Below are 23,767 nucleotides of genomic sequence, written 5' to 3' on the forward strand. Positions count from 1 at the left end.
CATGCAGATAACGCGCCGCCGCCGGCCGGCCGGGAAGCGGTACCACGTCCTGCTGGGCAGACCGGTCAGCCGCCGGGCGGCCCTGGTCACGGCATGCATCGCCACGGCGGCCCTGGCCACCGGCACCGCCCTCGCCGACACGCGTCACTTCGGCACCGACCAGGTCGGCCAGGTCACCGCCAAGGGACGGGTCGTCTCCGCCGACCAGTACCTCGACCCGTACGGCGACCGCCTCGTCATCGACGACGGCAAGATCATGTCGTCGACGGTCAGCCCGGACGGCACCCACCTCGCCGCCTCGCTCGCCGACGGCGACGCCGCGCTGGTCGTGGTGGACCTCGCGACCGGGCAGGTGAAGCAGCGGATCGGCACCTCCGCCGCGGACGACCTGCGCATCGGCAGCGGCGCCGTCGGCCAGGAAGGCCCCGCCTACTCACCCGACGGCACACAGCTGTGGCTGGGCCAGACCGACGGCTACACGAGGTTCACGGTGCGGCCCGACGGCACCCTCTCCGACCCGGTCACCGTCCGGATCCCGGCCGACGGGAGCAAGCACGCCCTGGTCGGCGCGGCGGTGTTCTCGGCCGACGGCGCCACCGTGTACGCCGCGGTCAACGGCCAGAACCGGGTGGTGGCCCTCGACGTGGCGACCGGGGCCGTCGAGCGCAGCTGGCCGGTGGGCAACGCCCCGCGCGGCATGGCCCGGGTCGGCGACACGCTCTACGTCGGCAACGAGGGCGGCCGGCCCGCGAAGGCCGGCGACTCCACCCTCAACTCCTACGGCACCCAGGTCCCGGCCGACCCGCAGACCGGCGCCACCACCACCGGCACGGTCAGCGTCATCGACCTGGCCGACCCGTCCGCCGCCGTCGGGACCATCGACGTCGGACTGCACCCGACCGCGGTGTACGCGCGGCACGGCGCGGTGTTCGTCACCAACACCGCCGACAACGACGTGTCGGTCATCGACACCGCCAAGGGCAAGGTCGTCCAGACCATCTCCACACAGCCCTGGCCCGAGGCGTCGGTCGGCTACGAGCCGGACGCCGTGACCCTCACCGACGACGGCCACCTGCTGGTGACGCTCGGCCGTGCCGACGCCGTCGCCGTCTACCGCTACACCTCCCCGCAGGAGCCCGTCGGTTACGTCGGCCTGCTCCCCACGGACTACTTCCCCGCCGAGATCGCCACCGTGGGGGAGAAGGTCGTCGTCTCCCACACCCGCGGCATCGACGCGCGCCGCCCCGACAGCGCGGGCCACGGCACCCACGACACGACCTCCAGCCTGACGCAGTTCACCCTGCCCGACGACCGTGTCATCCGCGCCCAGACCGCCAAGGTCTTCCGCCAGAACGGCTGGAGCGCCGGCGCGGCCTCGTCCGCCAGGCGCGGCAGCCACCCGAAGCCGCAGCCGGTCCCGGCGCGGATCGGCGACCCGTCGACCATCAAGCACGTGTTCCTTATCGTCAAGGAGAACCGCACCTACGACCAGGTCTTCGGCGATGTCGCCGAGGGCGACGGCGACCCCTCGCTGACGCAGTTCGGCGAGAACGTCACACCCAACCAGCACGCGCTGGCGCGGCAGTTCGGGCTGTACGACAACACGTACGACATCGGCACCAACTCCGCCGAGGGTCACAACTGGCTGATGCAGGCCGACAATCCCGAGTACACGGAGTCCTCGGCCGGCGAGTACGCGCGCAGCTACGACACCGAGGACGACGCCCTCGGCCACCAGAGGACCGGTTTCCTGTGGACGGGCGCGCAGGCGGCCGGCCGGACCGTACGGGACTTCGGCGAGTTCCAGCAGTTCCTGACCAAGCCCTCCGGCGCGAGCTGGCAGAACCTGTACTGCGACGCCAAGCACATGGACGCCACCGGGCAGGGCACCGCCTACCCCCTGAACTCGTCGTCACCGATCCCGTCGCTCAACAGCGTGTCGGTGCCCGGCTTCCCGAAGTTCGACACCAGCGTCCCCGACGTCTACCGCCACCAGATCTGGAAGCAGGACTTCGAGAAGAACGGTCCGGCGAACCTGAACATGTTCTGGCTCTCCAGCGACCACACCGGTGGCCCGGCGAGCCCGGCCGCCCAGGTCGCCGACAACGACCTCGCGACCGGCAGGATCGTCGACGAGATCTCGCACAGCCGGTACTGGAAGGACTCGGCGGTCTTCGTCGTGGAGGACGACTCCCAGGCGGGCCTGGACCACGTCGACGGCCACCGTGCCCCGATCCAGATCATCAGCCCCTGGGCCCGGCACGGTGTCGTGGACGACCACTACTACACGCAGATCACGCTGATCCGCACCATCGAGCAGATCCTCGGGATCCACCCGATGAACCAGAAGGACAGCGCGGCCACCCCGATGCGGGGCGTGTTCACCCGGCACGCCGACTACACGCCGTTCACCGCGCTGCCCAACCGGACCCCGCTGACCGACGGCCTGAAGACCCCGCCCTCCTGCGGCCTCGACACCCCCGCCGCACAGGACCCGAAGGCGGCGGCCGTGCCCGCGGCCCGGGTGCCGGCCGACAAGGAGTCCCTCGCGGCCCGGTGGGACACCTGGAAGTCGGGGCAGCACCTGACCGGACCGCACGCCGTCCCCGACTTCGCCAACCCCGCGCAGCTGAACCACCTGACGTGGTACCAGACGCACAACTGGACGCGTCCGTACCCCGGTGAGAAGAGGATCTACGCACCGAACGACGTGCCCGGCGCCTACCTCCCGTCACCGGAGTCCGACGGCTGACCCACGGTCACCCTCCGTGGTCGAGAAGGTGTGAGACCCCGCGTGCCGGGACCGGTCCCCGCGGCCTGCTCCAGGACGAGGACGCCGACCGGAGCCGGGTCCGGTACGTGCGCGACTGCTGACCCGTGCCCCGGCAGTTCCCCCGGCGCCCCGGGTGACACGGGCGGTCCAGCAAGCGTCCAGCCTGTCCCGCGACAGTCTCCGTGGAAGCGAACGGTTCACCGTTTTGGAGGCGCAGTGGATCTGCGGTTGGACGGCAGGCTGGCTCTTGTCACGGGTGCGACGCGCGGGATCGGCTTCGCGACGGCCCGGGCCCTCGCGAACGCCGGCGCCGACATCATCGGCTGCCACCACAGTGACGAATCATCAGCCGAACCAGTGCTGGCAGCACTTGCCGAGACCGGCGGCAAGCACCGGATGGTCCGGGCCGACCTGACCGATCCGGCGGACGTGGGCCGTCTGGTGGAGGCCTGCCGCGACACCGGCCGCGAGATCGGCGTGCTCGTCAACAACGTGGGCATCGACGCCGCGTCCCCCCTGGCCGAACTGAGCGAGGGGGAGTGGCAGCGGGTGCTGGAGACGAACCTGACGTCCGCGTACCGGGTGACCCGAGCCGCTCTCGGCCTGCTCGCCCGGGACGCGTCGGTGATCTCGATCGGCTCCTCCGCCGCGGCGCGAGGCGTGCCGGGGCGGGCCCACTACGGCGCCGCGAAGGCCGGCATCACCGGGCTGACCCGGGCTCTGAGCAAGGAACTCGGCCCGAAGGGCGTACGGGTCAACTCCGTCGCCCCGGGCATCGTCGACGTGGGTGCGGACCTCGGCCTCCCGGCCGAGGTCCGCACCCGCATGTCCCGGATGTCCGCCCTCGGACGTCTGGTGACGGCCGACGAGGTCGCTCACGCCGTGCTCTTCCTCGCCGGTGACGCCGCCCGTTACGTCACCGGCATCACGCTGAACGTCGACGGCGGGCTGTGAGCCCCCGTTCGGCCGTCGACCCGATGGATTCCACCGACCCGGAAGGACGTCCCATGCCCACCGCTGCCATCACCTACAAGATCAAGCCCGGATTCGAGGAGGAGATCGCCGAGATCTTCTCCGCCGCCAACTTCAAACGGGCGGGCTCCCCGGTCATCCGGGACGAGAGCGGCAAGGAGATCGGGCGCATCACGGCCACCTCGCTGTTCATCAAGGACGACCGGATGGTGCGGTTCATCACCTTCGAGGGAACCCTGGAGGACGTGGGCCGCCACATGGCCGGCCAGGAGGGCGTCCAGGAGGCCGAGCGCAAGCTCGCCCCGTACCTGGCCGAGCCGCGCGACACCTCCACCGTGGAGGGGTTCCTCACCTACTTCCGGAACAGCTCGATGCGGGTCCTGTCCCAGCTCTCGGTGGACAGCCTGCCGCCGGAGATCCTCGCCAAGCTCTGAGTCCGTCCCGCCGCACGTCCGAACCGTCCCGTCCGCGGCCGGACCGCCGCGGACACGTCACCGGAAGGGTCGTAGATGACCGGCCGACACATCGCCTTCATCGGGCTCGGCAGCATGGGCAGCGGAATGGCGCTCCGCCTGCTCGACTCCGGGTTCCGGGTCACCGTGTACAACCGGACCAGGGAACGGGCGCTGCCCGTCGCGGAGGCCGGCGCCGAGTTGGCCGACTCGGCGGCCCGGGCCGCGGCCGCCGCCGAGGTCCTCCTGCTCAGCGTCGCCGACGAGGACGCGGTCGAGGAGCTCCTCTTCCACCGGATCGCGTTGCGGCCGGGCGTTCTGGTCGTCAACACCTCGACCGTTTCACCGAAGTACGCCCGCGACGCGGGTGCGCGGGTGGAGAAGGCGGGCGCACGCTGGATCGACGCCTGCGTCATCGGCAACCCGGCGCAGGCACGCGAGGGCTCGATGCGTGTGCTCGCCTCCGGCGCCCCGGAGGACGTCGAGGCGGCCGACCCCGTGCTCAGGGCCCTGGGCAGCACCGTCGTCCCGCTGGGACCGGTCGGTCAGGCGCCCGCCATGAAACTGGCCTTCAACCTCCTGCTCGGGGCCCAGGTCGCCTCGCTGGCCGATGCCGTGCGGTACGGCGAGCGGGCCGGCCTGGACCGTGACCTGCTGCTGGCCGCGATCGGGGCGAGCGGGTTCAGTTCCAAGGTCATGTCGTTCCGTGCCGACCTGATGCGCAGTGGCCGGTTCCAGCCGGCGGCCTTCAAGGCCGGCCTGATGCACAAGGATCTGCGTCTGGTGGTCGAGGAGGCCCGGGACCTGGGCCTGGAGCTGACCGTGACCGAGACCGCGGCGGGCTACTTCGAGCGGGCTGTCGCCGAAGGGAAGGGCGACTTCGACGCCGCGGTCGTCGGGGAGGCGCCGGCCTGACCCGGCGGCCGGGGCCCGTGCCCGGTCCCGCCCACGCGCGGACGGCCGCGACACGGGCTCGACGCCCACCAAGGACTCGCCGGGCCCGGGATTGCGATCCCGGGCCCGGCGAGTCGGTCGTTCAGCCCCCTCTACCGGGCCTCGGCGAGCCGGCCCTCCACGTACTTCAGGACCGCGCCCAGGGTCTTGAGGTTGTCGATGTCCTCGTCCGGGATGGGGAATCCCAGGTCCTCCTCCAGCCGCGTGAACAGCTCGTAGACGGCCAGCGAGTCCAGCCCGAGGTCGGTGAACTCGACCTCCAGATTGGACTCGTCGAAGACGACGGCGTCGTCGACGCCCACGCAGGCGTCGACGTTCTTCTGGAAGTCCGCCGCAGTGTATGTCCGCATGGTCTCTCCTCATTCTCGTCATTCGCGTGATTCTCGTGATTCGCGCTACTTTGTGAGGCGCGTCCCGGTTCCCGCCGTGTACGCCGGTGGGGCGTACGGCAGTTGCCGAGGTCACGGCATCAGGACGACCTGTCCCGCGTAGTTCAGGCCCGCGCCGAACCCGATGAGCAGCGCCGGCTGTCCGCTGTGCACCGTGCCCTCGGCCAGCAGCCGTTCCATCGCGAGCGGGATCGAGGCCGCCGACGTGTTGCCGCTGGCCGACACGTCCGTCGCCACCCGCACCGAGTCCGCCAGGCCCAGGCGGTCGGCCATGACCTCGGTCATCCGCAGGTTCGCCTGGTGCGGGACGAAGGCGGCCAGCTCCTCGGGACGCACCCCCGCTGCGGCCATGGCGCGCCGTGCCGCGGGCACGATCCGGCCGACCGCCCAGCGGAAGACGCTGCGGCCGTCCATCCTCAGGTACGGCCGCGGCAGGTTCGGGTCGTCCCTGACCGAGCCCCAGTCGCTGTCCATCCGCAGGGCGTTCGCGTAGGAGCCGTCGGCCCCGCGCACCGCCGGTCCGATCCCGGGCTCGGCGGACGGGCCGACCACCACCGCGCCGGCCCCGTCCGCGAAGAGGAACGCGATGGCACGGTCGGTCGGGTCGACGATGTCGGTCATCCGCTCCGCGCCGATCACCAGGACGTGCCCGGCTCCCCCCGACGACACCAGGTCACCGGCGACCGCCAGCGCCTGGCAGAAGCCCGCGCAGGCCGAAGCGAGGTCGAAGGCGGCCGCGTTCCGTGCGCCCAGCGCGTCGGCCACGGCCACCGCGAGTGCCGGGGTCTGCACCAGGTTCGACATGCTCGCCACGATCACGCAGTCGATCCGCCCCGGTTCCAGGCCCGCGTGGGCCAGGGCCTTGGCACCGGCCGCCGCGGCCATCACCGGCAGCGTCTCGTCGGGCGACGCGAAGTGCCGGGTCACGATGCCGGAGCGCGTCTCGATCCACTCCTCGGTGGAGTCGATGCGCTCGCAGATCTCCGCGTTGGTCACCACCCGGCGGGGCCGGTAGGTGCCCAGGCCGAGGATGCGGCTGTGCCGGCGTTCGGTCGTGAGCAGGCGTGCGGTCATCATCGGGTCCCTTCGGCGGCGGCCGGAGCCGCCGGCTGCGTCGCGCTCAGATAGCGGTCGATGACCGTGCGGTAGTAGTCCGCCCGGCCGATGCGCTCGGCCACCTCCGGCACCAGGTGTGCGAGCCGGTCGACCGAGACGGTGTACGCGCCGGCGACCTGGCGGTAGGTCTTGCGCGCCACGGTGCCCAGCGACCGTTCGATGTGCCCGACGATGTCCTCGACCGGTACCGCCGTACCGGAGGCCACGTTGACCACCCGCGGCGGTTCGGGGACCGTCATCAGCGCGTCGAAGACCGACACGGCGTCGTCGATGTCGAGCAGGTCGCGGTAGGCGCCGCGGTGCACCTGGAGGCAGCCGCCGCGGATCTGTTCGGTCAGCCCCGGGAGCAACTGGTGTGCCCGTTGCCCCGGGCCGGCCAGGTGGGTCACCCGGAAGACGAGGTGGTCGGCCCGGGAGGCCGCCAGCACCGCTTCCAGGGCCAGTTTGTGACGCGCGTACGCCGAGCTGGGGAAGACCGGTTCGTCCTCCCGGCCCCTGCCGTCCGGCGCGCCGTACATCCCCGCCGAACACGTCGAGAGGTACACCAGTCGCCGCCCGTCGGCCGTGCAGCGCCGGATCACCGTGTAGAGCAGTTCCGCCTCCCGGGCGAACTGCTCCTCGGCCACCGACCCGGCACTCGACACGCCGGCGGCGAAGACCACGGTGCCGGGATGCCGGTGGGCCAACGGGCGCAGGTGGCGTGCGATGAAGCCGTCTCCGACGATCTCCATGCGGTTGCGGTCCTTTCTAGAGACTGCCGGCCCTGCCTCCTTGAGCCTGGTGCAGCGCTCTGGCAGGTCGCTGGACCCCGGCTGGCACCGCCGCCGTCACCCCGGCACCCCGGCCCGCTCCGTGCGCGGACACCGCGTCCATAGGACGTCCAGCGGGAGGTGCGAGGGTACGGCTCGAACCGGGGACGTCCGGGGCATCGTGAGATCGGAGCAATGATGGAAGCACGCGTGAAGAACATCGCCGAACTCCGTGGGCTGGTCGGAGGCGGCACGGCCGAGGAGGCGGAGGCGAAGGCGGTGGCGTTCTGCGGGGGCCCCGCGGAGGCCCTGGACACGCTCTTCGCCCTGTACGAGGGGGCCTTCGTACCGGAGAACGCGTCCGGCGCCCAGGGTGAGTTCCAGTTCGACGTCACGACGGCCGCGGGGACGCTGGAGTACACCGTCGCCGTGGGCGACGGCACCTGCCGGGCCCGCCGGGGGGCGGCCGGGTCCGCCACGGCCGTGACGACCGTCGGGCTCGGGGATCTGCTGCTGCTGTCCGTCGGCGAGACCACCGGCTTCCACCTCAGCGCCGAGAAACGCCTCGTCACCGAGGGGAACCTGGGCGCGGCGATAGGTTTCAAGGACTGGTTCAAGCTCGGCTGAGACCGCGACCGGGACGAGAGGCCCGCACAGCCTCTCGTCCCGTCCGCGGCGCGGCGCCGCCCGGCCTTCAGGCAGTGGCGGCCACGCGCTCCAGAACGGCGACGGTGTCACCGGGCGACGGCATCGCCCGCACCTCGTCGCGCAGCGCCCGCGCGCTCCGCGCGTGGGCGGGGTCGTCGAGGAGTCCGAGCACCGCCTTGCGGATCTCGTGGACGCCGTTCTGCTTCTCCGCGCTGTCCATGGTGATCCCCGCACCCGCGGCGGCCAGCCGGTCGCCGTACTCGAACTGGTCGAGGAACTGGGGAACGACCAGCTGCGGCAGGCCGAACGCGGTCGCCGTCAGGGAGCTGCCGGCCCCGCCGTGGTGGACCACCACGTCACACCGGTCCAGGAACACGTTCAGCGGCAGGGACTCCACGACCCGCACCCCCCGCGGAACCGTGCCCAGCGACGCGCGGTCCGCGGCGGCCAGCGCCACGACCACCTCCAGGCCGTCGATCCCGGACACGGCCTCGATGATCCGGCGCAGCAGCGGAACACCGTTGAGTACGAGCGTCTGGGTGCCCAGCGAGACGCAGACCCGCCGCACACCGGTGCGTTCCAGGGCCCAGTCCGGTACGGCCCCCGTACCGTTGTAGGGGACGTACCGCATGGGCCGCCGCGCCGCGGCGTCCGGCTGCCCGAACGAGGGCGGGCAGGTGTCGAGGGTCAGCACGGGCTCCGGCGCGCCCTCCTTCAGCCCCAGCCGCTCCACGACCGGGATCAGCGCCTCGGCCGCGCTCCGCTCGAACCGCGCCGCCCGCCCGGTCAGGCCGATCCCGTGGCGGACCCACGGGATGTCCAGCACTCCGCCCAGCAGGCGCCCGCAGAACTCGAACGGCTCGGACACGATCAGGTCGGGAGCCCAGGCCCGGCAGAAGTCCAGGTACTCGTCCACCGTGCGGTGAGCCTGGTGGGCCCAGGTCCGCGCCGCACTCGCGTACAACGGGTCGACCACACGTCCCCACGCCTCGATCGGGGTCGCGCCGTCCGGCAGCATGTTCCGCAGCAGGAGCAGCTGTTCGAAGGCTTCCCCGATCGGCTGCCCGCACAGTCCCGCTCCGCGGACTGCCGGCATCAGATTGGGCTGGCCGCCGACCACGACCTCGTGCCCGGCGCCACGGAGCGCCCAGGCGAGCGGCACCATGGGGGTGACGTGCCCGGGGGCCGATATCGACGTCATCAGGACTCTCATGGGACCTCCCCATTCCTCGGCCGGCGAACCCGCAGGCCTCCCCCGGCTGTTCAGCGGTCCCTGGCGGCGAGCAGCATATGGACGTTGGTTCCCGCGAGCAGCCGTTCCTGGCCGACCTCCACCTCGAATCCGCGCTCGGACAGGTGCCGGGTGACGGAATCCAGCCGGCCGTCCGTGTCGTGGACCTCGGCCACCACCCGGCGGACCCGGGACCAGCCTGCCTCGCCCACGCCGTCCAGGACGTCCTGTTCGGCCCGCTCCACGTCGATCTTCAGCAGGGCGAGCTCGTCCACGCCGTACTCGTCGAGGGCCGCCGCCACCGTGGTGACCGCGACCGGGTAGCTGTGGCCCCGGTGCATGTCCGCCAGGAACACGTCGGCGGCCTCCGCTCCGATGCCGCTGTTGACCAGGTAGACCGTGCTGTTGCGGCGGTCCTCGTCGCTGTCCGGGTAAAGGCTGCTCTGCGCGGGCGACTTGGGGTAGTAGGTCAGTTCCGCCGTCCCCGGCTCCGCTCCGACGGCGGCCCGGACCGCGGTGATGTCGGCCCGCAGACGGGCCGCGTTCACCTGGAGGCAGGCGTAGCAGGCCTCGGCGGGTTCGAAGGAGTACACCCGCAGGCCGGGTACGAGGTCGGTGAACAAGCAGGCGGCGAACCCGATGTTCGCCCCCACGTCGAAGACGACGTCACCGGCCGACAGGCCGTCCACCGCCCGGGCGTAGACGTCGTTCCCCACGACGTCCTGCCACAGCGCGAGTCCCTGGTTGGCTTCCGGGCTCAGGACCTTCCGGCCGCCGGGAAGCGTGATCTCGTAGGTCTCGTGGGCCGGCGCTTCCCCTGGTCCAGTCATGCCCTGTCCCTCCTGCTTTCTCTCGGTGAGTCCCGGGGACCGTGCGCCCCGGCGACGACGGGCCGGGAGCACGCCGTCGATGAGCTGCGAGCACGTCGCCGGCGGGCTGCCGGAACGCCGTTCAGCCGCCGAGGACCCGGGCCAGGTGGCCGAGCGCGTCCTCGTCCCGGCCGGATGCGCCGCGGTACCCGACGTAGCCGTCCGGCCGGATCAGCAGCACCTCGCCCGGGGGCGGCGTGTGGTAGCCGGCCGTCTCGTGGGCGCCCGCGGCAAGCCGCGTGGCACGGACGCCGGGGAGGGCACCGGGCGTGGCGGCCGTCCCGACGAGCACCCACTGTCCGTGGCGCAGCTCGTCGTAGAGGGTGGTCGCGGTCCCGTCCGCGCCGAGCAGCGCGACCTGCGGGGCGCGGTCACCGGCCGCCGGGCCCGGGTGCTGCGCGGACTGCCGGCTGAGCGGACTGCTCCGGTAGTCCACGGCCTTCTCGCCGCGGGCCCGCTGCTGCTTGCCGACCCCGGCGGCGACGGCCTCGGCCGTCGGGGGTGTGCCGACACCGCCCCAGAACGACCGCCGGGTGCGCGCCAACAGGTCATGGGCGACCGGCATGCGCTCCGCCTCGTAGGTGTCCAGCAGCCGGTCGGGGGCGCCCGCGAGGACGGCCGCCAGCTTCCAGCCGAGGTTGAAGGCGTCCTGGATACCGGTGTTCATGCCCTGGGCGGTGACCGGCATGACGGTGCGCGCGGCGTCGCCCACCAGGAAGCAGCGGCCCTCGCGGAACCGGGCGGCGACACTGTTGTGCAGCCGGACCCGCCAGTTGTACAGAGGCGACTCCAGCCGTACGTCCGCCGCGCCGGAAAGCTTGCGGACGTACGCCTCCACCTCCTCCACGGAGGGGGCGAGCCGGTTGTCCGGATCCGGGTCGGCGACCGCGGCGAACAGCCGGCGCCGCCCGTCGGGCAGCGGCAGGTTCCCCAGGAAACCGTCCCCCGTCAGGTACAGGTGCGCCTCGCCCGGGCCGCCGGACGGCAACCCGTGCGCGAAGGCGTCCACCTGGACGAGCTGCGTCCCGTCGAAGCGGGTCGACTGCCACGGGATGCCGAGCGCGTCGCGCACCACGCCGTGCGAGCCTTCCGCCGAGATCACCCAGCCCGCCCGGACCGTCTCCCGGGCCGCGTCACCGCGCTCCAGGGTGAGCGAGACGCCGTCGGCGTCCTGCGCCACGGCGACGGCGCGCACCCCCCGCTCGATCCCGCCGCCCAGTTCCCGCAGCCGCTCGGTCAGCGCACGCTCGGTCTCCTGCTGGCCGATGAGCAGCGGCAGCGGGTACGGCCCCTCCTCCTCGCGCAGGTCGACGGCCAACTCCGGCCCGCCGAAGGGGTGGTAGACCCGGCGCCGGTACTCCACCGCACGCGCCCGGAACTCCGCCACCGGCAGACCCATCAGGTCGAAGGTCTCCAGTGTGCGCTGCCAGACGGTGCAGCCACGCGTGCCCGGGCGCGGCTGTTCCCGGCGGTCCACGAGACGGAAGTCCACCCGGCGGCGGGCGAGTTCGACCGCCAAGGCCAAGCCCACGGGCCCCGCGCCCACCACCACGACCTCGGTTTCCGATGCCATGACCTCTGCTTTCCGCTCGTTCGAATGGCCGTCACATCAGCGCCACGCGCACGGTGTTGGCGTCCCAGGGGTTGCTTCGCACGCTGTGGACAGTCGTCCTCGACTTCACCTACGGTGGGCCCCGACCGGCTTCCCACGGCCCCGTCGAGTCCCTCCTGATCAGCCCCTCCACGGGCGCAGAACCCCGGAACCGCCCCCAGCTTCACCGTGTGCGCTGGACGCACGGTGGACGCCCGATGGCAGCACCGGACACCCAGGAGGAGCCCCATGGCCCGGACGGTCTTCCGCGAGGTAAGGATCTTCGACGGACACCGCGTCCACCCCGACGACACCGTGGTCGTCGCGGACGGGCGCATCGAGACGACCGGCCGCCGACTCACCGTGCCGGCCGGCGCCGAGGTGGTGGAGGGCAAGGGGTGCACCCTGCTCCCCGGCCTCATCGACGCCCACACCCACATCGTCGGCGCCGCGCTCCGCCAGGCCCTGGTCTGGGGGGTCACCACCGAGCTGGACATGGCGAACTTCCCGGACAGGATGGCCGCCGCGAAGAAGGAGCAGGACGGCCCGCTCGGTTCGTCCCTCGCCGACCTCCGCTCGGCCTGCTGCGCCGCCACCGTCCCCGGCGGGCACGGCTCGGCGCGTTTCCCGGAGATCCCGACTCTCACCGAACCCGAAGAGGCCGCAGGCTTCGTCGACGCCCGGATCACCGAAGGATCGGACTACATCAAGATCCACTACGACGACGGCCAGGTCTCGGGCCACATGGACGGCAGCACGCTTCCGGTGATCCGGAAAGAGACCATGGCGGCGGTCATCGCCGCGGCCCGTGAGCGCGGCATGCTCACCCTCGTGCACACCGGTACCGTGCGGGCCGCGCTCGACGCCGTGGAGGCCGGCGCGCACGGTCTGGCCCACCTGCTCGTCGAGCGCGCGCCCGGGCCCGAGTTCGGCGAGACCCTCGCACGGCACGGGGTCTTCGCGATCCCCACGCTCAGCATGGTCGAGCTGTTCTCCGGCAGCACCGAGCTCGGCACCCTCGCCGACGAACCGGCCGTGGCCGGCCACCTCGCGCCCGAGGACCTGGCACTGCTGGAGCGCCACCGCGCGGGCACCGCGCGACGGCTGCCGGTGGACCCGGCGGCCGCCGAGGCCGCCGTCCGGTCGGCACACCACGCCGGGGTGCCGCTGCTGGCCGGGACCGACGCGGTGATGTGGCTGCACGGCATCGGCCTGCACCGGGAGCTGGAACTGCTGGTCCGTGCCGGGCTGACCCCGCCGGAGGCGCTCACCGCGGCCACCGCGGCCCCCGCCCGCGTCTTCTCGCTGTCCGACCGGGGCCGGATCGCTCCCGGGCTGCGCGCGGACCTCCTCCTGGTGGCGGGCGACCCGACCGTGGACATCCGTGCCACCCGGGCCGTCCGGGGGGTCTGGAAGCGCGGGGCCCAGGTCACCCGGCAGCCCTGAGCGGACCCCGCTCCGCAAGACCGGGACCCGGCGGGCCGCCGCACGAACGCGTCCGGCGGGGCCGCACGAACGCGTCCGGTCGGGCTGCGGGAGCGCGTCCGGCCGGTTCGCGGGAGCGTCCAGCCGGGGTCCAGCGGGGTGGGCGATCCTTGGCAGCCCGCCGACCTCAGTGCCTTCGCCGACCGCTGCGGCGGGCACGCTTCCCCGAACGGAGCGGATGATGTCCACCATCCTCCTGGCCACCCTCGCCGCAAGCGGTCACGTCAATCCGTTCGGCCCCGTAGCGACCGAACTCGTCGGACGCGGGCACCGGGTGGTCTGGTACACGGGCACCGCCTACGCCGACCGGGTCGCGCGCTCCGGTGCCGAATTCGCACCGCCGGCGGACGGCGCGTTCGTCGACCTCGACCGACTGACCGACGAGTACCCCGAGTTCCTGTCCCTGCCGCCGGAGGCCCGCGGGCCGTGGTTCCTGGAACACGTCTTCGTCCGCCCCGTGCCGGGGCAGTACCGCGACATCAAGGCGCTGATGGCCCGGCACGGGGCGGACGTCGTGCTCGCCGACTCCACCCTGGCCGCCGCCTCGCTCATGCACGAGCTGCACGGAGAGTTGTGGGCGACGCTCAGCGTGGCACCCCTGGCCATCCCGGACCCGTGGGTGCCGCCCTTCGGGAAGGGCTGGCCGCCCGGGGGGCGGCCCTGGCAGCGGATCCGCAACCGGTACACCGAGGCGTCGGAGCGGCGCCGGTTCCCGGAGCCGCTCGACCGGATGAACGCCATCCGGCGGGAGTTCGGCCTGTCACCGGTCCGCTCCAGCCCGTTCGACGCCAACCTCACCCCGTACCTGTACGCGCAGGCGACCGTGGCCGAGTTCGAGTACCCGCGCCGGCGCCTGCCCGAGCAGGTGCACTTCATAGGACCGCTGTTCCCGGCCGCCCCACCGCCGGGTCCGCTGCCCGGCTGGTGGCCCGAGCTGGAGAAGGACCGGCCCGTCGTGCTCGTCACCCAGGGCACCGGCGCCCGCGACCTGGGCGAGCTGGTCGTACCGACCGTCCGGGCGCTGGCCGGTCAGGACATCACCGTCGTCGTGACCACCGCGGGCACGTCCCACCCCGACCTGGATCCCGCCGCGTTGCCGGCGAACGTCCACGTCGAACCGTTCCTGCCCTATGCGGAGCTGATGCCCCACCTCGGCGCCCTGGTCACCAACGGCGGCTACGGCACGGTCCAGCTCGCCCTCGCCCACGGCGTCCCGGTCGTGGCCGCCGGGGTGACGGAGGACAAGCCCGAGGTCTGCGCCCGGCTCGCCTGGAGCGGCGCGGGCATCGACCTGCGGTCGAAGCGTCCGCCCGGGCACGTCCTCGCCGAGGCCGTGCGCACCGTCCTGACCGAGCCCGGCTACCGGCGGAAGGCGTCCGCGTTGCGCACCGCCTTCGCCGGGCGCCGGGCGCCGCAGGAGCTGGCCGTGCTCCTCGAAGAGCTCATCGCGACCCGGCGGCCGGTCCTCGCGACCCGCCGCTGATCCGCGGGGCGGCACAGCTCCCGCCCCGCGCCTCCCGTCTCTGCCCCGGTCCCCGCCCCCGTCCCGGTGGGGGAGCCCGCATCCCCTCAGGACACCGCCACACGTGAGGAAACAGACGTGACCACCGAGCATCCCGCAGCCCCCTTTCCCTTTCCGACGTCCGAACCCTGGCGTCCCGCCGCGGAGTTCGACGACCTGCGCGCCGCGGACGGCCTGCGGCGGGTGACGCTGCCGACCGGGGACCCGGCCTGGATCGCCGCCCGGTACGAGGACAACCGCCGGCTGCTCTCGGACCCCCGCTTCAGCCGGGCCGCCGCCGCCCGCGCCGGCGCTCCACGGGCCCGGCGCGCGGCGCTGGAGGCCCGGTCCCTCACCACCATGGACCCGCCCGAGCACACCCGGCTGCGCCGGATCGCCATGAGGGCGTTCTCCACCGGCCGGATCAACGGGCTGCGACCGCGCATCCAGCGGACCGCCGACCGATTGCTGGACGCCCTGACGGCGGCCGGGCCGGGCGCCGACCTGGTCTCCACGGTCGCCAGGCCGCTGCCGAGCACGGTGATCTGCGAGCTGCTCGGCGTGCCGGTCGCGGACCAGGAGCAGTTCGGCGCCTGGTCCCGGGTCTACCTCAGCGTCACCGCGCACTCCGCCGAGGAGATCGAGGGCGCCGCGGCCTCGCTCAAGGGCTACCTCGCGCAGCTGGTCCGGGAGAAGCGCCGGGAGCCCGACGACGGCCTGCTGAGCGACCTCGCCAACGCCCCCCGCGAGGAACGCCTGGACGAGGACGAACTGGTGACTTTCGGCATCACCCTGCTGGTCGCCGGGGTGGAGACGGTGGCCCACTCGATCAGCGGAGGCGTGCTGGCACTGCTGCGGCACCCGGAACAGTGGGAGCTGCTCCGCGAGCGGCCCGAGCTGATCGAGGCCGCGGTGGACGAGCTGGTCCGGTACACCCCGGCCGCCGTCAGCGGCGGCACGGTACGTGTCGCACTGGAGGACGTGGCACTGGGCGGCACCCTGGTGCGCGCGGGGGAGGCCGTGCTGCCGGCCGTGATCTCCGCGGACCGGGACGCCACCGTCTTCACCGATCCCGACCGGCTGGACGTGACCCGCAGCCCCAATCCGCACATCGGCTTCGGCCACGGCCCGCACCGCTGCCTGGGCGCCCAGCTGGCCCGCGCGGAACTCGCCGTCGCGGTGGGCTCGCTGGTCGCCCGCTTCCCCGGGCTGCGCCTGGACGTGGCGGTGGAGGACCTGGAGTGGGAGCTGCGCACGATGCAGCGCGGTCCGCGGGCGCTGCCCGTCCGGTGGTGACCGCCGGTCCCTTCCGACGGAACGGCGCGGTCCGCAGGGTCCGCCACTGCTGCGCGTCATGGCCGTGGACCAGCAGCGCGCCGGTGGCCTCCGCCAGTTCGACCAGCCTGCGGGTGCTCGCCCGGACCGCGGCCTCGTCCACGTCGAACGGCGTCATCGCCCGCCGCTCGGGGTCGAGGTACTCCGCCGCGGGGACGGCGTCGGCCGCCAGCAGCACCGCGCCGGTCCGGGGCAGCCGGACGAGCACCGACTGGTGCCCCTGGACGTGTCCGGAGCTCTCCACCAGCTGGACGCCGGGGAGCAGTTCGGTGTCGCCCTCGACCAGCCGGTACTTCAGGTGGGGCTGGTCCCAGCTCGCCCTGGCGATCTCCAGCCGGCCGAGCTCGCCCGACGTCGCCAGCCGGTAGTGGCTGCGCTGGACGACGAACTCGGCGTCGGTGAAGAGGTCGTGGTTGCCGGCGTGGTCCGGGTCCAGGTGGGTGCACACCACCAGGTGGATGTCCCGCGGCCGCAGCCCGAGGACGGCGAGCCTGGCCTCCACCCCCTCGTCGGGCCCGACCTTGATCATGGCTTTGGGGCCCGCCGCGGCGCGCGAGAACCCGGTGTCCACCAGCACGTTGGTGCCGTCAGCGGTCTGGACGAGGTAACCCGGCACGGGCGCGCCGACCGGAGTGGTGCCGAGGTTGAACAGGTGCAGTCTCATCCGTGACTCCTGACGTCGTTCGCGGCGGTGGCCGCCGGACCGGTACCGGGCCGGCGCCCCGACAGCGCGCTCAGCGCCTCGGTGAGGGCGGTCCGGGGGTCGTGCTCGGCGGTGAAGCGGTCCAGGACGAATCCGTCCGGCCGGACGAGCACGGCGCCGTCCCGCGCCACACCATGGGTGCCGGCCCAGCGCCGCGACGGGTCGGTGAGCCGGTCGGCGCCGATCCGGTGGACGGTGGTCGGCAGCGGCGCACCAGACGCGGCAGCGCGCCAGTCCGGCGCCTCGGGACCGGCGACCAGGGTCATCCCGCGGCCGTCGTACAGGTCCAGTGAGGAGATCCGCACACCGTCCCGCTCCAGCCACAGGTGCGGGGCCCGCGTGCCCGGAGCGCCGGAACCGCCGCCCGGCGCCAGTACGTCCCCGGGGGCGGCGCCGCGCACCGGGTAGCGGTACCCGAGCGCGACCACGTGGTCGGGCAGGATCGCCCCTTCCGGGACCTGCTCGGCGTGGCCGGGCCGGTCCAGCGAGCGCAGCACGGTCTGCCGCACCGTGGCCCGGGCCACCGGTTCGCGCTCGGCCGCGTAGGTGTCGAGCAGCGCCTCGGACGCCTCACCGCGCAGCACCATGGCCAGCTTCCACGCGAGGTTGTGGGCGTCCTGGACGCCCGTGGCCGAACCGAACGCCCCCGTCGGCGGCATCACATGGGCGCTGTCCCCGACGAGGAACAGCCGCCCCGCCCGGAAGGTCTCGGCCACCAGTCCGGCCGCCTGCCAGGGCTGGGCCCCCAGGATCTTCACCGGCAGGTCCGGCACACCCGCCGCGGCCCGCACGGCCGCTTCGCAGCGCGCCTCGTCCCAGCCGTCCTGGCCGGGCTCCGCCCGCGGGTCCAGGCGGACGTGCAGCAGCCACCGGTCGGTGTTGTTGACGGGCAGCAGCCCCGCGGTCACCTCCGCGTTGCGGACGTACGCCATGACGAAGCGCCGCTCCCCGAGCACTGCGGTGAGGTCGGCGCGGAAGTGGATGTTCAGGTACCGCGCGAGGACGCCGTGCCCCTGCCGTGCGATGCCGAGCCGCTCGCGGACCGGGCTTCCGGCGCCGTCGGCCACCACGAGGTAGCGCGCCCGCACCGCGTACTCCTCGCCGGTGGCGCGGTGGCGCACGGTGGCGGTCACGCCCTCGGCGTCCTGGGCGTGCCCGACCAGCTCGTGCCCGAAGCGCAGGTCGGCTCCGCTCTCCTGCGCACGCGCCCGGAGCACCGGCTCCAGCTCGTCCTGCTCGCACAGGGTCCAGCCGGTGGGGCTGACGTCCCGCGCGTCCTCGTCCAGGTACGGGCGGTCGAAACCGGGGGCCTGGAAGCCGGCCAGGGACTCCATGCGGACGATGCCGCTGTTGCCGGCGAGCGCAACGGCCGACTCGGTGGCCCGGATCCCGTCCTCCAGGCCGACCTGCCGGAACAGCTCCATCGCCCGGACGTTCACCCCGCGTGCCCGGGGGTGGAGCGAGGTACCGGGGTGGCGCTCGACGAGGAGCGGCCGCTCTCCCTGCCAGGTGAGGAAGACCGCCGCCGAAAGACCGACGAGCCCTCCCCCCACGATGAGCACGGGAACGCTCACATCGTCCATCGTCTCTCCTCGGAAGCTGGTCGGTCGATCGGCTCGGTGGCCCGCGTGCCGGGACGGCTGGTCGCCCGGCCGCCGCACCGGGGCCGTGCGGCCGGGCACCCCGGTCGGGGCGCCGGCCGGCCCGCCGTCACCGCGGTCCCTGCCACAGGGACTGCAGGCAGGTCATCAGGGTCCGGGCCTCGACGTTGACGTGGTTGCCGCACCGCAACAGGTCCTTGAGCTGGGCGAGGGTCGCCCACCGCATGGTGTCGGGTTCGGCGTCCGGGAACTCGTCGCCGACCTCGATGACGGTGTACAGGTTGTCCCGCTGGTAGAAGCGGCCGCCCTCCTCCGGGAGCACCGCGCCGAACCGGATGTGCCCGGCGTCGGCGCCGAGAACCAGGTCGAGCAGCGGGGGCCGCTCGCCCGGCGGCAGGGCGCGCCAGTCCCGCGACACGCACTGCACGGTCGGCCCGAACTCGATGGCGTCCCGGGTCCCCGGCTGCGCCTTGCCCTGCACGAGGACGTGCAGGACGCCGTCGATCCGCTTGGCCAGGAAGGCCGCCACGCCCTGCCCCGGGAACTGCAGCATCGGCTGGGTCCACCGGGTCACCTCCCGGGTGCCGGCCCTGACCGAGACGGCGATCACCTGGGCGCAGCTGTTCGACGCCTCGCTGATGGCGTCCTCGCCCGTGCTCCACCCGGCCAGCTCGCGCAGCGGTACCAGCCGGGCCGACTGGGAGCTCTCCGTCCGCAGGTCCTGGAGCCAGGTCAGCAGCTCCAGGTCGCTGTGGACGGCCTGCTCGCCGCGGTCCAGGGACCGGGTCAGCGCGCTCTGGAAGGAGTCGGTCCGCTCCCCGGCCGCGGCTTCCTCGTGCGCCCCGCGCCGGCCGCCCAGAGGCATGCAGCTCAGCACGGTCCGTGCGTCCATGTTGACGAGGTGGTCGATCCCCATCAGGGAGTGGACCTGCCCCAGGGTCATCCAGCGGTGCCCGTCGTGCGCCGGGACGTCCTCGAACACCTCCACGACCATGTTGCGGTTGCGCTTGTACAGGAAGCTGTCGCCCTGTTCGGACTGGAGCGCGTCCACCAGTACCCGGCCGCGGTCCGGTCCGACGAAGTACTCCAGGTAACGCGTGTGCCCGCCGCGGTGGACGCGGGTGTAGTTGCTCCGCGTGGCCTGGACGGTCGGGCCCAGCTGGACCAGTCCGGTGTTGCCGGGTTCCATCTTGGCCTGCATGAGCAGGTGCAGGACGCCGTCGATCTCGCGGACCAGGATCCCCAGGATCCCGCTCTCCCGCTGGTTGATGATCGGTTGGGTGAGCCCGCCGGCGGCCCAGCCGCCACCGGTCACCCGCAGCCCCTCGACGGTGAAGAACCGCCCGGAGCTGTGGCCGAGGTTGCCGGTCTCACGGTCGAAGCTCCACTGGTCCAGCGCGGCGAACGGGATCCGGTCGACGGCGAAGCCGCCCTCCTTCCGGGCCCGCTCCAGCCAGGGCACGACGTCCTCGGTCGGGAAACGGGGGTTGTCGAAGGCCGTGGCGGAAAGGCTCAGCCGGTCGGCCAGGAACTCGGTGTCGTCGGGCCGCCCGGCCCGGCCGGCGAGAGCGTCGGCTCGGTGCGACATGTTCTCTCCCTTCAATAGTTCAGGCGGACCCGGCTGTGATCGCCGACGACCAGCTGGTGGCCGCGCGGCGCGGGGCCGGCCGGGGAGACCTCCACGTCCTTGCCGATGAGCGAGTTCTGGATCCGGCTCACCCCGCTGATGGAGGAGCGTTCCATCACGATCGAGTACTCGATCTCGGTGTGGTCCAGCCGGCAGCCGGCCCCGACCGAGGTGAACGGTCCGACGTAGCTGTCCGCGACGACCGTGCCCGGGCCGATGGACACCGGGCCCACCACCCGGGACCGGATGACGACCGCGTCCTCGGCGATGTCCAGCCGGCCGACGACCTCGCTCTCGTCGTCCACGCTGCCGTCCATCCGGGGGACGATGTTCTCCAGGACCATGCGGTTGCACTCCAGCATGTCCTCGACCCGCCCGGTGTCCTTCCAGTAACCGGAGATGGTGTGCGAGCTGACATCCGCCTGCTGGAGGATCAGGTTCTGGATCGCTTCCGTGATCTCCAGCTCGCCCCGCTCGCTGGGCCGCAGTCGTGCCACGATCCGGTGGACGAGCGGGGTGAACATGTAGATCCCGACCAGGGCGAGATCGCTCCTGGGCTCCCTCGGCTTCTCCTCCACCCTGACCACCCGGCCGCCCTCGTCCAGTTCGGCGACGCCGAACTCCGAGGGGTTGGCGACCTTGGTCAGCAGCAGCTGCGCGTCCGGGCGCCGGGCGAGGAACTCGGCGACGAAGCCGCGGATGCCGTCGATGACGAAGTTGTCGCCGAGGTACATGAGGAAGTCGTCGTCCCCGAGGAACTCACGGGCGATCAGCACGCAGTGCGCCAGGCCCAGCGGGGCTTCCTGCGGGATGTAGGTGACCGACAGACCGAACCGCGACCCGTCACCCACCGCGCGCCGCACCTCCGCGCCCGTCTCGCCGACGATGATCCCGACCTCGCGGATGCCGCTGTCCCGGATCGCCTCCAGGCCGTAGAACAGCACCGGCTTGTTGCCGATCGGTACGAGTTGCTTGGCGGAGGTGTGGGTGATGGGCCGCAGCCGCGAGCCGGTACCACCGGCCAGGACCAGGGCCTTCACCGGGCACCGGCCCCGGACGGCGACCAGGCGCGCTCCTCCGCCACCGGGCGGCGCTCCAGCAGCGGCGCCCACCAGCCGGGGTTGTCGCGGTACCAGCGGATGGTCTCCCGCAGCCCCTCCTCGAATGCGACGGCCGGCTGCCAGCCCAGGGTCTGCCTGATCCGGCCGGAGTCCAGCAGGTACCGCCGGTCGTGGCCCGGCCGGTCCGCCACCGTGGTCTGCAGCGATTCGGGCAGCCCGAGCTCGTCGAGGACCAGGTCGGCGATCTGCTGAACGCTCGCCTCCACCCCGGTGCCGACGTGGTAGGTCAGTCCGGGCTCGCCGTCGGTGAGCACCGCGTCGATCGCACGGCAGTGGTCCTCGACGTGGATCCACTCCCGCCGGTTGTGCCGGGAGGCGTAGACCGGCAGGCTCAGGCCGCGCAGCGCGTTGGTCACGAACAGCGGGACGACCTTCTCCGGGAACTGGTAAGGCCCGTAGTTGTTGGCGCAGTTGGTGATGGTGACCGGCAGGCCGAAGGTCTCGTGGTAGGCGCGCACCGCGTGATCGGCCCCGGCCTTGCTGGCGTTGTACGGGGTGCGGGGCCGGTACGGGGTCTCCTCGTGGAAGGCCTCCGTGCTGTCGAGGGCCAGGTCCCCGTACACCTCGCAGGTGGAGACGTGGTGGAACCGGTCGACCCCGGCGTCCAGGCACGCGTGGAGCAGCGCCTGCGTGCCGAGCACGTTGGTCCGGAAGAACCTGCCGGGGTCGAGGACGGCGAGGCTGTTGTGCGACTCGGCGGCGAAGTTCACCACCACCTGCACCCGGTACTCGCGCAGGATCTCGGTCATCCGGGCGCCGTCGGCGATGTCCGCCCGGACGAACACCACGTCGTCGCGCACCGCCGCCAGGTTCTCCTGGTTGCCGGCGTAGGTCAGCGCGTCGAGGGCGACGACGGTGTCGCCGGCATGTGTCCGGCGCCAGTAGTGGACGAAGTTGGCGCCGATGAAGCCCGCCGCGCCGGTGACGAGCACAGTCCGGGCCGGGAGGGCACGGTGCATCACAGAGCTTCTCTCTCCTCGGGTCGTCAGGTCGGCCACTGCATCTCCCGGCGCAGTTCGTCGAACAGCCAGCGCTCGGCCGCGGTCACCGAACCGCCGGGGACCAGTCGCTCCGGTGAGCCCGACGGGGGTTCCGTCAGGACGGGCTCGCCGGGGTTCTGCGGAGGGACGGGGACGTATATCGCGCCCAGTGCCTTGAGTCCCTCGTACACGGTCAGCAGCAGCGCACGCACCAGGCTGGGCATCGCCGGACTCCTTTCTCGTCGCGAAGCGGCGTCAGGCCTGTCCGGGAGCCGCGAAGGCCGCGCGCACCTGGTAGATCCCGTAGTGCCGGCTGCCGCCCCGGTCCTGGTACCGACGCAGCGGCGAGGTCTGCTTGCGGTGCGCCGCCCCCTGCTCCCAGGCCTGGAACGACTGGGCGTCCTTCCAGTAGCTCAGGACGGCGAAGGAGCCGCTCTCGCCGTCGAGGGCCGACTGCAGCAGCTCGCTGCGCAGCAGACCGGGCACCTTGCCCAGGTCCTCGTTGATGTGGTGGAAGGCCGCCTCCAGCGGGGCGTCCCCCTCTTCGGGCGCCCGGCAGTAGACGATCACCCGGACCTCGCCGCTCATGCCTGCGCCGTCTCGGCCTTGGGCAGGTGGTAGACGGCCCGCATGGTGGCCATCGAGCCGCCCGAGCGGAAGGGGTGCAGCCGCTCACGGTGCTTGACGTGCTGCTCGCTGTGCTCGAAGGCGCGGAAGCCGGGCTCGTCGGTCCAGTCGCTGATGATGTAGTAGACGTGCTCCTCCTCGGTGGAGCGCATCAGCCACTGGCCGAGGTTGGCCGGGTCGGAGGTCACCGCGGTGCCGACCTCCCGCCAGGTCCGTTCGAAGTCCGCCGCCATGCCGGGGCGGGTCTCCACCCGCAGCAGGACCCGGAAGGGCTTCTCGGGGTGCGCCATGTCAGATTCCTCCGTCGACGTGGATGATCTCGCCGGTCAGGTAGCTCGACCCGGAGTCGGCGAGGAAGACGACCACCGAGGCGACCTCGGCGGGCAGGCCGAGCCGGCCGAGGGCGGTCATGTGGCGGTACCGCTGCTGGAGCGCCTCGTACTCCTCCGGCGTGAGCCTCGCCGCCTCCTCGGTGTCGATGACTCCGGGCGCGACGACGTTGACCCGGATGCCCCGGGGACCGAGCTCCTTCGCCATGGACCGGCTGAGCCCGATCAGGCCCGCCTTGGCGGCGGTGTAGTGGGCGCGCAGGGCGAGTCCGACGGTGGCCACCCGGGAACCGACGTTGATGACCGAGGGCTTCTCCGCGAGCAGCGGGAGCGCCTTCTGGGTGATCAGGAACGGGGCGGTGAGGTTGGCGCCGATGACGCGCTGCCACTCGTCCAGCGTCAGCTCGGCGAAGGGTATGTGGGAGATGACGCCCGCGTTGTTGACGATGGTGTGGAGCGTGCCGTAGCGGGTCCGGCACTCGTCCAGCAGCCGGTCGACGTCCTCGGGCCGGCCGACGTCGGCCTTGACCAGGTGGTGGTCGCCGGGCAGCGCCTTCAGCTCCCGGGCGAGGCTCTGGGCGTCCTCGGTGTCGTTGCGGTGGCAGGTGAGGACGTTGGCGCCGGCAGCGGCCATGGCCAGCACGATGGCCCGGCCGATGCCGCGGGTGCCGCCGGTGACGAGCACGTTCTGCCCGTCGAGAGACGGATTCATGG

22 protein-coding genes and 1 pseudogene are annotated in these 23,767 nt (G+C 72.7%); 8 read left to right on the top strand and 15 right to left on the bottom strand.

The features are described from left to right. Position 1 precedes the first annotated feature (1 nt). From IG05_RS0106655 to IG05_RS0106670, 4 genes are all read left to right on the top strand, one after another. Positions 2-2,752, top strand: a complete 2,751-nt coding sequence (locus tag IG05_RS0106655; RefSeq protein ID WP_030340052.1) for a bifunctional YncE family protein/alkaline phosphatase family protein — start codon at positions 2-4, stop codon at positions 2,750-2,752. Between the two features lie 237 nt (positions 2,753-2,989). Beyond that, a complete protein-coding gene (locus tag IG05_RS0106660; RefSeq protein WP_030340053.1) occupies positions 2,990-3,727 on the top strand; it encodes an SDR family NAD(P)-dependent oxidoreductase in 738 nt (245 codons plus the stop codon). Positions 3,728-3,780: 53 nt separating this feature from the next. After that, entirely contained in the window at positions 3,781-4,179 is a 399-nt protein-coding gene (locus IG05_RS0106665; RefSeq protein ID WP_030340054.1) for a SchA/CurD-like domain-containing protein, read from the top strand. Between the two features lie 75 nt (positions 4,180-4,254). Next, complete coding sequence (locus IG05_RS0106670; RefSeq protein WP_030340055.1) at positions 4,255-5,112, top strand: NAD(P)-dependent oxidoreductase; 858 nt, start codon at positions 4,255-4,257, stop codon at positions 5,110-5,112. Positions 5,113-5,243: 131 nt separating this feature from the next. On the opposite strand, the gene IG05_RS0106675 is transcribed toward IG05_RS0106670, so the two are convergent. From IG05_RS0106675 to IG05_RS0106685, 3 genes are all read right to left on the bottom strand, one after another. Continuing rightward, positions 5,244-5,501: an acyl carrier protein gene (locus tag IG05_RS0106675; RefSeq protein ID WP_030340056.1), complete on the bottom strand. Its 258-nt coding sequence runs from the start codon at positions 5,499-5,501 to the stop codon at positions 5,244-5,246. 111 nt (positions 5,502-5,612) lie between these two features. Then, the gene (locus tag IG05_RS0106680) at positions 5,613-6,614 is read right to left on the bottom strand and encodes a beta-ketoacyl-ACP synthase 3 (protein WP_030340057.1); all 1,002 of its coding nucleotides are present in this window, start codon (positions 6,612-6,614) and stop codon (positions 5,613-5,615) included. Then, complete coding sequence (locus IG05_RS0106685; protein ID WP_030340058.1) at positions 6,614-7,387, bottom strand: NAD-dependent epimerase/dehydratase family protein; 774 nt, start codon at positions 7,385-7,387, stop codon at positions 6,614-6,616. Before IG05_RS0106685 ends, IG05_RS0106680 begins: the two co-directional genes overlap by 1 nt. Before the next feature lie 213 nt (positions 7,388-7,600). Between IG05_RS0106685 and IG05_RS41945 the strand changes: the two genes are divergently transcribed. Continuing rightward, a complete protein-coding gene (locus IG05_RS41945; protein ID WP_037813148.1) occupies positions 7,601-8,032 on the top strand; it encodes an SCP2 sterol-binding domain-containing protein in 432 nt (143 codons plus the stop codon). 67 nt (positions 8,033-8,099) lie between these two features. On the opposite strand, the gene IG05_RS0106695 is transcribed toward IG05_RS41945, so the two are convergent. From IG05_RS0106695 to IG05_RS43590, 3 genes are all read right to left on the bottom strand, one after another. Next, positions 8,100-9,254 carry a nucleotide disphospho-sugar-binding domain-containing protein gene (locus IG05_RS0106695; RefSeq protein WP_078893929.1) on the bottom strand — a complete coding sequence of 385 codons (1,155 nt, stop codon included), beginning with the start codon at positions 9,252-9,254 and terminating at the stop codon, positions 8,100-8,102. Between the two features lie 62 nt (positions 9,255-9,316). Beyond that, entirely contained in the window at positions 9,317-10,114 is a 798-nt protein-coding gene (locus IG05_RS0106700) for an FkbM family methyltransferase (protein ID WP_051789558.1), read from the bottom strand. 121 nt (positions 10,115-10,235) lie between these two features. Further along, positions 10,236-11,726 carry an FAD-dependent monooxygenase gene (locus IG05_RS43590; protein ID WP_030340061.1) on the bottom strand — a complete coding sequence of 497 codons (1,491 nt, stop codon included), beginning with the start codon at positions 11,724-11,726 and terminating at the stop codon, positions 10,236-10,238. 267 nt (positions 11,727-11,993) lie between these two features. Between IG05_RS43590 and IG05_RS0106710 the strand changes: the two genes are divergently transcribed. From IG05_RS0106710 to IG05_RS0106720, 3 genes are all read left to right on the top strand, one after another. Further along, positions 11,994-13,190, top strand: coding sequence for an amidohydrolase family protein (locus IG05_RS0106710; protein ID WP_030340062.1), 1,197 nt, complete (start codon positions 11,994-11,996; stop codon positions 13,188-13,190). Positions 13,191-13,410: 220 nt separating this feature from the next. Then, positions 13,411-14,712, top strand: coding sequence for a glycosyltransferase (locus IG05_RS0106715; protein WP_037813242.1), 1,302 nt, complete (start codon positions 13,411-13,413; stop codon positions 14,710-14,712). Between the two features lie 117 nt (positions 14,713-14,829). Then, positions 14,830-16,026: a cytochrome P450 gene (locus IG05_RS0106720; protein WP_030340064.1), complete on the top strand. Its 1,197-nt coding sequence runs from the start codon at positions 14,830-14,832 to the stop codon at positions 16,024-16,026. A 118-nt stretch (positions 16,027-16,144) separates the two neighbouring features. On the opposite strand, the pseudogene IG05_RS50500 reads toward IG05_RS0106720, so the two are convergent. The 9 genes and pseudogenes from IG05_RS50500 to IG05_RS0106765 all read right to left on the bottom strand — a co-directional run. Next, a pseudogene (locus IG05_RS50500) lies at positions 16,145-16,729 on the bottom strand (N-acyl homoserine lactonase family protein); the annotation flags it as partial. Next, positions 16,726-18,351: an FAD-dependent monooxygenase gene (locus tag IG05_RS0106730; protein WP_051789561.1), complete on the bottom strand. Its 1,626-nt coding sequence runs from the start codon at positions 18,349-18,351 to the stop codon at positions 16,726-16,728. The pseudogene IG05_RS50500 and the gene IG05_RS0106730, both read right to left, overlap by 4 nt. Positions 18,352-18,478: 127 nt before the next feature. Continuing rightward, positions 18,479-19,957 carry an NDP-hexose 2,3-dehydratase family protein gene (locus IG05_RS0106735; RefSeq protein WP_078893930.1) on the bottom strand — a complete coding sequence of 493 codons (1,479 nt, stop codon included), beginning with the start codon at positions 19,955-19,957 and terminating at the stop codon, positions 18,479-18,481. An 11-nt stretch (positions 19,958-19,968) separates the two neighbouring features. Beyond that, positions 19,969-21,036, bottom strand: a complete 1,068-nt coding sequence (locus IG05_RS0106740; protein WP_030340068.1) for a glucose-1-phosphate thymidylyltransferase — start codon at positions 21,034-21,036, stop codon at positions 19,969-19,971. Then, positions 21,033-22,076 carry a dTDP-glucose 4,6-dehydratase gene (gene rfbB, locus IG05_RS0106745; RefSeq protein ID WP_030340069.1) on the bottom strand — a complete coding sequence of 348 codons (1,044 nt, stop codon included), beginning with the start codon at positions 22,074-22,076 and terminating at the stop codon, positions 21,033-21,035. The genes IG05_RS0106740 and rfbB overlap by 4 nt, the downstream gene beginning before the upstream one ends. A gap of 26 nt (positions 22,077-22,102) precedes the next feature. Next, entirely contained in the window at positions 22,103-22,321 is a 219-nt protein-coding gene (locus tag IG05_RS0106750) for a DUF6059 family protein (RefSeq protein WP_030340070.1), read from the bottom strand. A 31-nt stretch (positions 22,322-22,352) separates the two neighbouring features. Next, a complete protein-coding gene (locus IG05_RS0106755) occupies positions 22,353-22,685 on the bottom strand; it encodes an antibiotic biosynthesis monooxygenase family protein (protein ID WP_030340071.1) in 333 nt (110 codons plus the stop codon). Continuing rightward, positions 22,682-23,014: an antibiotic biosynthesis monooxygenase family protein gene (locus IG05_RS0106760; RefSeq protein ID WP_030340072.1), complete on the bottom strand. Its 333-nt coding sequence runs from the start codon at positions 23,012-23,014 to the stop codon at positions 22,682-22,684. Before IG05_RS0106760 ends, IG05_RS0106755 begins: the two co-directional genes overlap by 4 nt. Before the next feature lies 1 nt (position 23,015). Next, positions 23,016-23,765 (bottom strand): SDR family NAD(P)-dependent oxidoreductase, encoded by a 750-nt coding sequence (locus IG05_RS0106765; protein WP_030340073.1) that lies wholly within the window; start codon positions 23,763-23,765, stop codon positions 23,016-23,018. Between the last annotated feature and the right edge of the window lie 2 nt (positions 23,766-23,767).

Origin of the sequence: Streptomyces sp. NRRL S-1022 (assembly GCF_000720135.1) — a bacterium.
GTDB lineage: Bacteria > Actinomycetota > Actinomycetes > Streptomycetales > Streptomycetaceae > Streptomyces.